This is a genomic window from Dorea sp. AF36-15AT, from assembly GCF_003477705.1.
Classification (GTDB): Bacteria; Bacillota; Clostridia; order Lachnospirales; family Lachnospiraceae; genus Claveliimonas; species Claveliimonas ammoniilytica.
In genome coordinates, this window is the sequence record NZ_QUDV01000007.1 from 73,690 (window position 1) to 86,755 (window position 13,066).

Sequence of the window (13,066 nt, forward strand, 5' to 3'; positions counted from 1 at the left end):
TTTATTTCTTCATCTGTGGCTCGAATACCCAGGATGCCAGATACCCAAAGATCAGCGCGGCTGCGATTCCGGCTGCGCTGGCTTTGAATCCTCCTGTGAAGATCCCGATCACGCCATCTTTTTCTACCGCTTCTTTTACACCACAAAACAGCGTATTGCCAAATCCCAGCAACGGTACGCTTGCACCTGCTCCGGCAAATTTCTGAAATGGTTCATATACGCCAAAGAATCCTAGTACTGCTCCACTGCACACTAACAGTACCATAATGCGTCCCGGCATCAGCTTGGTTCGATCCAGCAGAATCTGAACGAATGCGCAGATCAGTCCACCCACCCAGAATGCATTTACATAATCCATTTACTCCACCTCCTGTTTCTTACCGGACGGCTCGTGTTCCAGTACGATTCCATGAGCGATTCCCGGCACGCTCTCGCCTTCATTGTAACTGACAGTTGACATGAGCGCACCTGTCGGAACAAATAATACACGCTTCCATTCTCCGGTTCTGAGCTTTGGTAAAATATATGCTGCAAGCGTCGTTGCTGCGCAGCCACATCCACTGCCGCCAGAATGCGTATCCTGGGTCTGCTGATTAAAGATTGTCATGCCACAGTCCATATGATTCTGCGTCAGATCAATCTTCCGCTTCCGCATCAGATCCAGCAGAATGCTCTGCCCTACGTATCCCAGATCTCCTGTTATAATCCGGTCATAATCTTCTGGACTGTGTCCCATATCTTTCAGATTCACTGCAATCGTATCCGCAGCTGCCGGAGCCATACAGGCTCCCATATTCTGGGAATCTTTTAACCCATAGTCCACGATTTTCCCTATCGTAAGTCCTGCGATTTTCACATTACTTTTCTTATTGCCAACCAGAAATGCACCGCTTCCAGTCACCGTCCACTGTGCAGACAAGGGTCGCTGGTTCGCATAGCTTAATGGAAACCGAAATTCCTTCTCTGCCGTTCCAAAATGACTGGATGTCACAGCGAGCATCCGTTCTCCATATCCTGCTGCCACGCACATAGCTGCAAGTGCCAGTGCCTCACCGGATGTAGAACAAGCTCCGAACAATCCAAACAACGGAATCTGCAAACTTTCTGCTCCCATCGATGTAGCAATCCCCTGACGCAGCAGATCACCGCCAAAAAGATAGCGTACCTGCTCTGGTGTTACATTAGCCTTATGAAGTGCGTGCACACACGCTTCCCTCTGCATAACGCCTTCTGCCAGTTCCCATGTTTCCTCCCCAAAAAGGTTGGTCTCATCAAATGTATCAAATAGCTCTCCTAATGGTCCTTCACTCTCTTTCTTTCCCACTACTGATGCGCTGCTCATAATATAAGGAGCCTCGGCAAATACTATGCTCTGGGCTCCCTTTGTTCTCTGAATCATATCTGTCCACCTTCCATAGCTTAAGCCTTGTGTTATGGCTTAGTATGGAATGATTTTCTATTTTTATACATCTGCCTCTTTCGCAGCAGCTATTTTATCCAATGTTTTCTGCCTTATTCTGCCTTGATAAAATGCAAAAAATTCTCATTATAAATCTTATCCAACATCTTGTTATCCAGTCCCAGTCCATGCATGGTGCGGTCTGTTGCACTGATATAGTAGCCGTCTGGTCTCAGCGGATAGTCACCCTTAGTCTCCAGAAATTCCGTGATCAGCCGTATTCTTGACCGGCTTTCTTCCATAGATAACAGCTTCGGTTCTTCTGCTACCAGTACCCTGGCTCCGATATCAGATCCGTAGCAGATCCTGTCCTGATATTTTTCAAAAAATCGGGTTGCATGCTCTCTGTCCTCCGACAGGTTATAGAACAGTTCACTTCCCGGTGTAATATCAATCCTTACATTCTCAAATTGATCCAACAACTCTGATAATCTCGGTAACTGTCTGGACATAAAATAAAAATGCGGGAATAAGATACGAAGCTTTGGATGCCGCTCCAATACGTTCTGCATTTGCCGGTATTGATCTTCATTATTCACATAGGTCTCATCGTAAAACCAGCCCGCCTTCTTCGCAAATTCTGTTACCTGCGACGCATCCCAGAATTCTTCCGGATCATTCACATGCATATACACCGGTATCTGCTCCTGTTCCAGATATGCCCAGTAATCCTCCCACACCGACTGATCAAAATCCGGAATTGGATAATATTTGCGAATATTTGGCTTACCTTCCAACATCTTGATTCCTGTACAGCCTTTTGTCATAAGATTTCGCGCTTCCCATACAAGCGCTGTCCTAAGTTCATCTTCAGGCAGTCGGTATAATTCTCTTCTGATTCCTCCAAATATATAGACCGGCACCGGACACTGTTCTCTGTAGCGAAATGCATCCCCCAGCACCTCACGTCCCGCATTGTCCGGAATGCATTGCAATGCGATTCCGTCATAATGATATTCTTCCACAATCTGGTTTAATCGGTCTGCCCCCATGTATTCTATATAATGAATATGTCCGTCTATCATAAACCACGACCTCCTGTCACACTTTAAACTTCTATTCTAACTCTTCTAACCATGCCATTTTAGCAAGTAATATTGCGGAAATTGGCATCACAAGCACACACGCAATCGCTCCGAAAAACATAGATACGCAATTTTGAAACAAAATTTTCGAATTCAACAGCAGCTCCATTGAGTACTTTTGCATCTTCAGATATGAAAAAAGAAGTAATGATTCACCAAGATATGCAAAAAGTAACGTATTCACCGTCGTTCCAATCACTTCACTACCAATATGCATGCCACTTTTAATCATTTCTGTAATCGTAATATCCGGTTTATGGTTCTTCACCTCATATACAGATACCGTAACTGTAAGAGACATATCCAGTACCGCTCCTAATGTACTTAATATGATGATAGATGCCATAACATTTTTCATGCTAATACCTAAATTTACATTGTAATAATAAAGCACATCTTCTCCTACCGCCTGTATCTCATTCAGACCTCCAATTTCCGTTCTCCACACAACACCATAAATAAAAACAAATAACACGCTCATTGTGACCACAACAGCAACAAATGCACTCCACGTTTTTATATTCGAACCATTTTGGTAAAATAAGGTAATACAAGAAACGGCTCCACTCGCTCCGATTGTAACCAACAGTGAAGGTACACCAATTGCCATAAGAAAAATGCTCAAGCTAAGAAGCAGGAGATTACCACATAGAGCAATCAATGATATCGCACCTCTCTCGCCTCCAACAATTATAACAGAAAACAATAAAATCAAACCAAGTATACCTAACATGATTTTCTCCTTTTTTTCACAGACAGTTTCATAAAAATGGTTGTAATAAATATCGAAACCGGGATCGTCCATACAATTCCTATACTTTCAACCAAAAAGCGACACAACTCACAGGGAATATACAATTTAACAATCGTTACAAACCGGATATCATTATTCATTCGAATCAGAAAAGTGGGAATCAAACCACTGCCAAATACAAATAGCAACACATTAATCATCGTCCCCATAATATCATAGCCTATTTTTCTTCCTGATTTAAAAAGTTCAAGAAATGTGACATCCGGTTTCTGTTTTACGATTTCACCTAACGCCGCTGCTATAGCGACGGCAACATCCATAATGGCACCCAATCCGGATAACAATATTTCCGCATGGAACATATCATCCGGATTATCAATGCTTCCCAGATATTCCATCGTTGAGTAATCCAGTTCCTGTACATGTCTGATAACCAAATCAAACATCCCCATGATCAATACAAGCACACATAAGGTTGACAACAATGCCGCCCACGTCTTCTTATTCACGCCATTCAAACCAACTAATGTCACTATGGCAAATAGAATAACGATTTTGTTACAGATTGCCACCACATTTGATGTATTATCTGCTTTCAGGAAAAACACCGCAAATATCATAATATTGATTCCAACTGTTATTATCGTTAATATCCCTTTTCGTCCTGCCGCTTCCACAAGTACGAAAATCAAAATTCCCAACAGCATTACAAGCTCTGTATCCCGTTTTACTCCCTTGATTCCAGAACCACTTACAAATACTTTATCTCCTTTGTGATATTTCTGCTTTAACATTTCTGTATATGTATACTCATTGGAAAAATGCACTGTTTTTCCCTTTTTTTCACCATTTAAAATAATCCCTTGCATCTTTTGGCTATATTTCTTCTCTGCTGTTCCCCGGGTGCTTTTTCCTTCTACTTCTCTGGTTGTCTCAACTTTCGTCAACTTTGCAATTGGAGTAGTATACAGCCAGGTATCATTCATTATAAAAACAATCGCTACCAAATACAAAATGCCAAATATATAATATTTCTTCTTCATATCCGCTCCTCATATAGCTTTTTCTTGAAAACAGTCCTTATTTTATCACAACAATTACTTTTGTCAACCAAATGTGAAAACCATTTTTAATTTCACTTTTATCATTTTTCCATTGACGCGAATACGATTTCGGACTATAATTTACGGTATTTACGCTAGGGATTATCTTCATATCCGGAGGATTTATAATTATGAACATCCAATTGTCGGAACATTTCACTTATCGCAAATTATTACGCTTTGTATTGCCATCCATTGTAATGATGATCTTTACATCCATTTACAGCGTTGTGGATGGTCTGTTTGTATCCAACTTTGTTGGGAAAAGTGCCTTTGCGGCAATCAATCTGATGATGCCGTTTCTTATGGGTATCAGTGCGCTTGGATTTATGATCGGTACCGGAGGCAGTGCTCTCGTTGCGAAAACTCTTGGAGAAGGTAAAAAAGAAAAAGCCAATGAATATTTTTCCATGCTGGTCTATATTACACTGGCCGGCGGGCTGATCATCGCCATACTCAGTGCATTTGCAATGCGTCCTGTCGCAATTATCCTTGGAGCCCGCGGCGAACTGCTGAAAAACTGTGTTCTGTACGGAAGAATTCTCTGCATCTCACTGACCTGTTTCATGCTGCAGAATGTATTCCAGAGCTTCTTTGTAGCTGCCGAAAAGCCCCACCTCGGTCTGCGCGTTGTTGTAATTGCCGGTGTTACCAACATGCTTCTGGATTTTCTGTTCGTAGCCGTGTTGCATTGGGGACTTGCAGGTGCCGCGATTGCTACTGTCTGTGGCGAATTGATCGGAGGTATCTTTCCGATTTTCTACTTTGGGCACAAAAATTCCAGCCTGCTGAAGCTTGGAAAAACACATTTTTACCCAAAAATTTTATTAAAGACCTGTACCAATGGTTCTTCCGAGCTTATGACTAACCTGTCAAGTTCACTGGTCAACTCGCTGTATAATCTACAGCTTATGAAATTCGCAGGTGAGGACGGCGTTGCTGCCTATGGTACGATCATGTATGTTAATTTCATCTTCGCCGCCATTTATTTTGGTTACTCTATCGGAAGTGCACCGTTGGTCAGCTATCATCACGGTGCTGCAAACCACGATGAATTGAAGAATCTGTTCCACAAAAGTGTCCGTCTGATCAGCACCTGGGCAATATCGCTATTTGTACTGGCTCAGCTGATCGCATCACCACTGGCATCCCTGTTTGTTGGCTACGATCCGGCACTCTTCGAGTTGACACGCATGGGATTCCGAATCTACTGCTTTGCTTTCCTGATCAACGGATTTAACATCTACGGTTCTGCGTTCTTTACCGCATTGAACAATGGTCTGCTATCCGCATTAATCTCTTTCCTGCGGACACTGGTATTCCAGATGGCAGCCATTCTGATTCTGCCGCTGATCTTTGGCATCAACGGAATCTGGTATTCCATTACCGTTGCGGAACTGCTGACACTGTGCGTTACAGCGACATTTATTGTGCGGAAGAGAAATACGTATCATTATTTTTAACTTTATTTTTGTGTTATACTGATTATAGTTTCCACGAAAGATAAGCAACAGGTTTTATTTTTCGTGGATCTGTTTGCCACTCATATGTTCAATCGTAATCTCATAAAGCTGTACTGCTTTGATATCCGCTGCTATCTCGGCATCTATTTCTTCTTTTGTTGGATAATATTTTTCAGCAAGCTCCCGTACCTTTGCCTCTGTAATCCCACTATCTTCAATCAGATGGCATCTGCCAAATATAACCACACTCTGCAGATACGGTGCCCAGTCGCCTTCTTCATGCACTTCATTTCCATAGACTGTAAAACATACCTTATCATCCTTTTTCAGCGCATCTACTTTGTGTCCCGCTTTCGCTCCATGAAAATAAATCTTTTCACTCTCCGGTTCATAAAAATAATTAATCGGAAATGCAAATGGATACCCGTCATCCCCATTTACTGCCAGGACTGCCCGTTTTTCGTGTAACAGCAGTTTCTTTGCATCTTTCTCTGAAATCATACGTTTCTTTCTTCTGATTGGTCTGAACATTTTAATTTTCTCCCTTCGTTCATGTCGCATTTTCCACTGATTTCCCGTCATATAATTTGTATGTTCCACTCGTACTTCATTTAACAACGGTACCGGCACTTCGTCACAGGTATGATGATATAAAAATCCAAGCTTTTCCTGTACCCTTTTAGACTTTTCATTCCCATCATAATATCTGCACCAGATTGTTGTCATTCCGAGGTCTTCAAATCCACGATGGATCAGTTCTTCCGCCGCCTCAGGTATATAACCTCTACCCCAGAATGGCTTTCCAAGCCAGTATCCAAGCTCACACTCCTTGTCCTGCTCTGTCATATCTGTACTGCCATTCAGTTTCAATTCAATCGCACCGATTGCCTGATCGGTTCCCTTTTCGCAGACTGCATAGCACTCTTTTCCCTGAAATACATTTTGTATTACTTCACGGCTCTCCGCAATATTCTGATGCACCGGCCATCCTGCACTTGGTCCGATATCCGGATCTTTTGCGTATTCATAAAGGCTCTCTGCATCAGTCTCTTTCCACGGACGAAGAATCAGTCTCTCAGTAGTTAATATCATAAGCTTCCCCCTTTTATTTTGCACATGCATATTATTTCTCAATCTTCATCAGAATCTGCTTTATTTCCTCCAGATTCTCTGCAAAATATATTCCTTCCTGACGTTCTTTTGTAGAAAGTCCCTTTTCGATCATATGCTCCAGTAATTCTTTCAGACTGTTATAATAACCGTTCAGATTGTACAAAATGCAGGGCGCCTCCAGATGCTTCAAAGACACCTTGGACATCACTTCCGCAATCTCTTCTAATGTCCCGGTTCCTCCCGGAAAAGCAATAAATGCATCTCCAAGCTCGATCATTTTCGCTTTCCGTTCTTCCATATTTTTTGTCACAATCAATTCTGTCAGCTTCTCATATTGCACTGCTGCATCGATAAAAAACTGCGGTTCTACACCGGTTGCCTCACCACCGGCCTCTATAACGCTTTCCGCAAGTTCTCCCATAAGCCCAGACTTGGAACCACCATACACTAATACATGCCCACTTGTTCCAATCCAGTCCCCCAGTTCTCTGACTGCCTCGCCAAGCCTATAATCATTGCCTTCATTTGCGCCAAGATATACTGTAATATTCATAGAGTCTATCCTTTCATCTTCTCCGTAATCTAACCGACACATTTCACGGTATTATATCCCATACTTTTCAAGATTAACTTTCCCATCAATCACTTCGACTCCATCCGCTTCCAGCAATTCTTTCTGTACACTGCCTCCGCCAAATGCAAATGCTCCGGCAAGTTCTCCTTTGGAATTCACCACCCGGAAGCATGGAATATGCTCAGGATCCGGATTCTTATGAAGCGCATTCCCCACCGCTCTTGACATCCGAGGATTGCCTGCCATCTCTGCAATCTTCCCATATGTCGCAACATGGCCTTGGGGAATCCGTTTGACCGCTTCGTATATCCGTTTTGTCGGACTGTCCGTGACCAGATCATAACTCTCCGATATCATTCTCTGAATCTCTTTATCCGGTATCGTACCATCCAGAATAATGGTATTCCAATGCTCCTTATTCTGATGATATCCTGCGATCACAGCATCATATGTATTCCGCCAGAAGTCCCTCCATTCCGGATCAACTTTCACATTCAGATTTGTATAACCTTCGCGCTCATAAATCCATAAAAAAGCTTTTTTGCTTCCCTTAACTCTCACCAATTGCCAATTCGGATCACGAAACGGTCTTTCTTCATATACATTTGGAAATGACATACCAAATTCCAGTGCTTCCTCTCTTGTCATCATAGTCTGTTCTTCCTTATTTACTCTGCAAATATCCTATTTTATCAGCATCCGTGATCGGTCTGAGCACCCGGCACGGATTACCAACTGCAATTACATTGTCCGGTATATTTTTCGTTACAATACTTCCGGCTCCAATCACTACATTATCGCCAATCGTAACGCCTGCCATAATCTTCACATCTCCGCCAAGCCACACATTTTTACCAATATGAACCGGTGCGCTCATGCATCCGCCCACAATCCGCTCATCCGCATCAATCGAATGATTAACCGCATAGATACCAATGTTCGGTCCAAGCAGTGAATTGGCACCGATCACAACTTCCGCACAGTCCAAAATCACACAGCCGAAATTGATATATACATTATCTTCAATCACAATATTTTTACCGAACTCACAATGAAAATCTGGTTCGATCCACACATCTTTGCCAACGTTCTTGAACAAATCCGTCATAAGCTGTTTTCTTAGATCTGTTTCATCGTCCTCTGTTTTGTTATATGCTCGGAACAGCTTTTTTGCCTCTACTCTGCGTCGGAACAAATCATCGTCAAAATCATTATATATTTGTCCACTTTGCAATTTTTCCCACTCTGTCATAGCTATGCCTCCCTTAACTCAGACATGAAACACCTCTTTCGCAATCGTTTTACCGCTTGCTGTCTTCATAATCTTATCCATAAAATCACTGATATTCTGTTTACTATATCCACTTTCACAGGCATTCACAATATAATCTGCTTCTATCAGAATCTGATAATCGATTCCATCAATATCCGTGTATGTATGATGATGTCCTACCAGATATGCCACACGCTCAATCTGTTCTTTCGTCATGCCTGTATCCGAAAGAAAATCTGTCACTAATGGGATTCCTTCTTCTTCCTGATGCTTGCCATTGGTATTGCCATACTTTTCCCTGCATAACGGGCAGGCAATATCATGCGTAATCGCTGCCACTTCAAGAATATACTGCGTCTCTGGGTCTATCTGTTCCAGTTCGCCAATCATTTTTGCATACGACCACACATGCAAAAAGTGATCAATATCATGTATATTTCCATTTGAAAAAGTTATCATTTTCTTCATAATCTCTGCAATTGTCATAATCTGTCACCTCATTTATCTAATCTATCGTCGAATCACAACTTCTCAAAGTAATATCTTTCCTTCTTCGAACTCTTTTTACCGTACTCAATTGCCTTCTCCGGACAGTAACTAATGCACGCCATACAATGTGTACATCTCCTGCCCCAGACCAGCTTACTATTTTCCAATGTGATATTGTTTAACGGACATAGCTTTACACATTTTCCACATCCAATACAATCATCACTGACATGAAATGCTTTAGCTTTTACGCATAAAGGATAAAACAGCTTGTTTACAGGTCCGCTCATAACACGGTCATACAGATTATTGCGAGGTGCCGCAAATGCATGTCCGGCTACAATCTGTCTGCACACATTATCTATCACAGGTTCCGCATCCGATACGATCTGTCTTGCTTTCTCCGTTTCAGGTGTATGAAACAGCGCAATATAATTTTCCGGCATCACGATCTGTGCTGTTCCCATATAATCAAAGTCCTTTTCCTCACACAACAGCCGATTATATTTTGCCGCATTACCAATCTCAGCACCACAGCTCATTACAAACCACACCTGCCTGACACCTTGAAAATGTGTTTTTCTGATCCAATCCCGCACAAGCCATGGAATTCTCCATGCATATGTCGGTGTAACGACAACAAGACGGTCATTCACTTGTATAGTTCTTGTGTCACATCTCTTAATCTTATCGTTTGCATCAATCAATTCATCACGAATATTATCTGCGATCCTCTTCGCAATGTAACGACTGTTTCCTGTTCCCGAAAAGTATATAATCATATCCTGCACCTCCTGTAATTCCAATTTTGTGCAATCAATATTTATAAAAATGGCACCATATAAACTGGCATGCAAAAAATATCCTGATCTTTACTCATATCTTTTGTATAAACCAAATATCTCTTTAATATCCTACTTGAATATTTTTCCGTAAACACGTCAAGTGATTTATGGGTTTTATATCCGGACGATTTCACCTCTATAGGCACTATTTTATTCTTTCTTGCCAAAATAAAATCTATTTCATAATTATGTTTTGACTTTTCATTCATAATCGTGTGATAGAATAACTCATTTCCATTTGATGCCAGACACTGAGCTACAATATTTTCATATAAATATCCTAGATTTACACTTAACTTATCACTTAACAGTTTCTCATAAATCTCATTTTCCGTAAAATCTTTATCCTTAAACATTAATGTTACAAACAACCCTGTATCACTTAAAAATAATTTAAACTTTGATAAATCCTTTGTATTTGCCATACCGATATCTGGATCATTTGTATTATACGCAACCAGTACTGTCTTTGAATCTTTCAATTCTGCAATCAGTTCTAATATTTTATCTTGTTTCTCACCATTTAACACACTACTCGTCTGATATCTGGCTGCATTTTTATTTAACTGAGCCGGAACTGCATCAAATAACATTGCTAAACGTCCCGTCGGATCAATTTTTGCGAAATCACTTTCATACAAATTTAGTATATCTCTCTTTATTTCATCTACTTTTCTAAAATTATTCGTTTCAATGTAAGCTGATACTGCCTGTGGCATTCCGCCAACTAACATATATAAGCGGAATTGTCTTAACTGCTTACGATTAATTGAATCTCCTAATCCCTGATTCATATCAAAACACTTTTTCAATAATGAAAATGTTGCTGTATCTCCAATCGCCCATAAAAATTCCTCATAATCCATTGGATACATGCTGATTTTTCTTTCCTCACTAGGGATTAAAATATCTTTCACATTTTTCTTAATCGAAATAAGTGATCCGGTTTCAATGTAATCATATCTGTGATCGGCAACCAATGCTTTAATGGCTTGACGCGCCGGTGGGCAAAGTTGAACCTCATCGAATATAATAACTGATTTTCTTTCTTTTAAATCCACTTTATATTGTAATTGTAACTGTAGAAACAAAAAATTCAAATCTGAAACATCCTCAAAAAGCTCTCTGGTTTCTTTTGACGCTCTTGAAAAATCTATCAATATATAGCTTTCATATTCATTTTTTGCAAATTCTTCAACTACTGTGGACTTACCAATTCGTCTTGCTCCTTCAATCAAAAGGGCTGTTTTCCCATCCGACTCTTTTTTCCATTCTTGCATTTTACTATATATTTTACGCTTAAACATGAGATGTTTCTCCTTTCACATTTTTATTTTAGCACATTTCCGCATTTTTCTATATGGAATTTTATAGTATTTCCGCATTTTTCATTCTTATATTTCACCTTGTTTCCGCGTTTTGTTTTATTAAAAAGTCTCATATCCATCATCTTTATAATGCAGACATAAGACTTGTTAAAATAATTCAGTGTGTCAGCTCCGTTCTATTTACGTGCTAAAAAATGTGTAATTTATACTTCATACCCTTCTTTAAATCTGCGCATCATCTCATTCGTCAGACTAAAGTTTCCCGGCTGAAGCACAATCTCTTCTCTCTGTACCCACTCCGCATATTTTAACTCATGGCGGTCCATGGTAATGGTATCATCCCCATCTACTTCACAGTAGAACCCAAGGAGAAGGTCATTCGCAGTTCCCCACGGCTGTGACTTATAATAATGGATATTTTTGACCTTAATTCCGGCTTCTTCCATTACTTCACGCATAACCGTTTCTTCTGCCGTTTCTCCAATCTCTGTAAAACCGGCAATCAGCGCATTATGTGCAAATCCGGTGCGATATTTGGTAAGTAATAATTTATCTCCATTTTTCACACCCACGATAACCGCCGGCATAATTCTTGGATACGCTATATATCCACAAGACGGACAGCTCATTGCACGTTCCTTATCATGAGGCACCATCTTCGTGCCGCATCTTCCGCAAAAGCAGGCATCTCTGTACCAATCTGACAGATGCTTCGCTGTCGTAGCTGCAAAGACTTCCTCACAAGGTCCCTTGCTTTCTTTACGTATACTTCTTTCCTCAACGTATGAATATCCCTCTGGTATCGAATCTTCCGAAAGTTCTTTATTCCACAGAAAATATTCTCTGTTGTCCACCTTAAACAGATAGGTATATTCCAATTCCTCCGGCAGTTCCTTTTTTATCGGAAATGCTACGATGCCGTTATCAAACTGCTCTGTGTGAACCAGTACTTTCCCATTAGAAATATTTAAAATAGGACTGCTTTCCTGCACTCTGGCAGACGGATTGTATTCATTGTGTAATTTGTGTGGATAAATGTCTTGTATCATCGGTATCTTAATTCCTTTCATTTTTTGTATTCTACTCAAATGATGTCTACGGATTGTTTCGCGTTTCATGCTCCCACAATCCTGACATCAATTATATACCAATTTAATCATTTAAAAAACCCTTGACACTGCATATCTGTTCGCTTATTATATAGATGACCGATATATAGATTATCGATATATAAATGGGAGGTGAATCAATTGGCTATTGAAAAATCATTAGTTTCAGGAAGTATGACAATGCTTATTTTAAAATTATTATCCGAAAAGGATATGTATGGCTACGAAATGATCGACACTCTACGTCAGAAATCACAGAATGTATTTGAAATGAAAGCCGGCACTTTATACCCGCTTCTTCATAGTCTGGAAGATAAAGGACTACTCACCGTATACAAACAGGCAGCTGGTGGGAAGACGAGAAAATATTATTCACTTACCAAAGATGGTAAAGGACTCCTGGAAAAGAAAACCGCAGAATGGAAAGAATATGCAACCGCAGTTGAACATGTACTTGCATTGGAGGTATAA

Annotated in this window: 15 protein-coding genes; 2 read left to right on the plus strand and 13 right to left on the minus strand. The window is 40.6% G+C overall.

The features are described 5' to 3' along the window. Position 1: 1 nt before the first annotated feature. From DWZ93_RS10745 to DWZ93_RS10765, 5 genes are all read right to left on the minus strand, one after another. Complete coding sequence (locus DWZ93_RS10745; protein WP_118452935.1) at positions 2-358, minus strand: SpoVA/SpoVAEb family sporulation membrane protein; 357 nt, start codon at positions 356-358, stop codon at positions 2-4. Next, entirely contained in the window at positions 359-1,399 is a 1,041-nt protein-coding gene (gene spoVAD / locus DWZ93_RS10750) for a stage V sporulation protein AD (RefSeq protein ID WP_330421771.1), read from the minus strand. A 113-nt stretch (positions 1,400-1,512) separates the two neighbouring features. Further along, positions 1,513-2,484, minus strand: a complete 972-nt coding sequence (locus DWZ93_RS10755) for an amidohydrolase family protein (RefSeq protein WP_118452936.1) — start codon at positions 2,482-2,484, stop codon at positions 1,513-1,515. A 31-nt stretch (positions 2,485-2,515) separates the two neighbouring features. Continuing rightward, positions 2,516-3,277 (minus strand): YibE/F family protein, encoded by a 762-nt coding sequence (locus DWZ93_RS10760; protein ID WP_118383402.1) that lies wholly within the window; start codon positions 3,275-3,277, stop codon positions 2,516-2,518. Next, the gene (locus DWZ93_RS10765) at positions 3,271-4,341 is read right to left on the minus strand and encodes a YibE/F family protein (protein ID WP_118452937.1); all 1,071 of its coding nucleotides are present in this window, start codon (positions 4,339-4,341) and stop codon (positions 3,271-3,273) included. The genes DWZ93_RS10760 and DWZ93_RS10765 overlap by 7 nt, the downstream gene beginning before the upstream one ends. Before the next feature lie 191 nt (positions 4,342-4,532). Here DWZ93_RS10765 and DWZ93_RS10770 point away from each other — a divergent pair, with 191 nt between their 5' ends. Continuing rightward, a complete protein-coding gene (locus tag DWZ93_RS10770; RefSeq protein ID WP_118452938.1) occupies positions 4,533-5,864 on the plus strand; it encodes an MATE family efflux transporter in 1,332 nt (443 codons plus the stop codon). Positions 5,865-5,918: 54 nt separating this feature from the next. Here DWZ93_RS10770 and DWZ93_RS15175 read toward each other — a convergent pair whose 3' ends face one another. The 8 genes from DWZ93_RS15175 to nudC all read right to left on the minus strand — a co-directional run bounded on the left by DWZ93_RS15175 (position 5,919) and on the right by nudC (position 12,604). Next, on the minus strand, positions 5,919-6,956 hold the full coding sequence (locus DWZ93_RS15175) for a GNAT family N-acetyltransferase (protein ID WP_199665936.1): 1,038 nt from the start codon (positions 6,954-6,956) through the stop codon (positions 5,919-5,921). A gap of 31 nt (positions 6,957-6,987) precedes the next feature. After that, positions 6,988-7,530, minus strand: coding sequence for a TIGR00730 family Rossman fold protein (locus DWZ93_RS10785; protein WP_118383399.1), 543 nt, complete (start codon positions 7,528-7,530; stop codon positions 6,988-6,990). A gap of 51 nt (positions 7,531-7,581) precedes the next feature. Further along, positions 7,582-8,202 carry a methylated-DNA--[protein]-cysteine S-methyltransferase gene (locus tag DWZ93_RS10790; protein WP_118452939.1) on the minus strand — a complete coding sequence of 207 codons (621 nt, stop codon included), beginning with the start codon at positions 8,200-8,202 and terminating at the stop codon, positions 7,582-7,584. 13 nt (positions 8,203-8,215) lie between these two features. Next, positions 8,216-8,803 carry a sugar O-acetyltransferase gene (locus tag DWZ93_RS10795; protein WP_118452940.1) on the minus strand — a complete coding sequence of 196 codons (588 nt, stop codon included), beginning with the start codon at positions 8,801-8,803 and terminating at the stop codon, positions 8,216-8,218. An 18-nt stretch (positions 8,804-8,821) separates the two neighbouring features. Continuing rightward, a complete protein-coding gene (locus tag DWZ93_RS10800; RefSeq protein WP_330421772.1) occupies positions 8,822-9,310 on the minus strand; it encodes an HD domain-containing protein in 489 nt (162 codons plus the stop codon). Between the two features lie 35 nt (positions 9,311-9,345). Beyond that, positions 9,346-10,095 carry an EFR1 family ferrodoxin gene (locus tag DWZ93_RS10805; protein WP_118452942.1) on the minus strand — a complete coding sequence of 250 codons (750 nt, stop codon included), beginning with the start codon at positions 10,093-10,095 and terminating at the stop codon, positions 9,346-9,348. A gap of 41 nt (positions 10,096-10,136) precedes the next feature. Next, a complete protein-coding gene (locus DWZ93_RS10810) occupies positions 10,137-11,465 on the minus strand; it encodes an ATP-binding protein (protein ID WP_118452943.1) in 1,329 nt (442 codons plus the stop codon). A 224-nt stretch (positions 11,466-11,689) separates the two neighbouring features. After that, positions 11,690-12,604: an NAD(+) diphosphatase gene (gene nudC / locus DWZ93_RS10815; protein ID WP_330421773.1), complete on the minus strand. Its 915-nt coding sequence runs from the start codon at positions 12,602-12,604 to the stop codon at positions 11,690-11,692. A gap of 132 nt (positions 12,605-12,736) precedes the next feature. Between nudC and DWZ93_RS10820 the strand changes: the two genes are divergently transcribed. Continuing rightward, positions 12,737-13,066, plus strand: coding sequence for a PadR family transcriptional regulator (locus tag DWZ93_RS10820; RefSeq protein WP_118452944.1), 330 nt, complete (start codon positions 12,737-12,739; stop codon positions 13,064-13,066).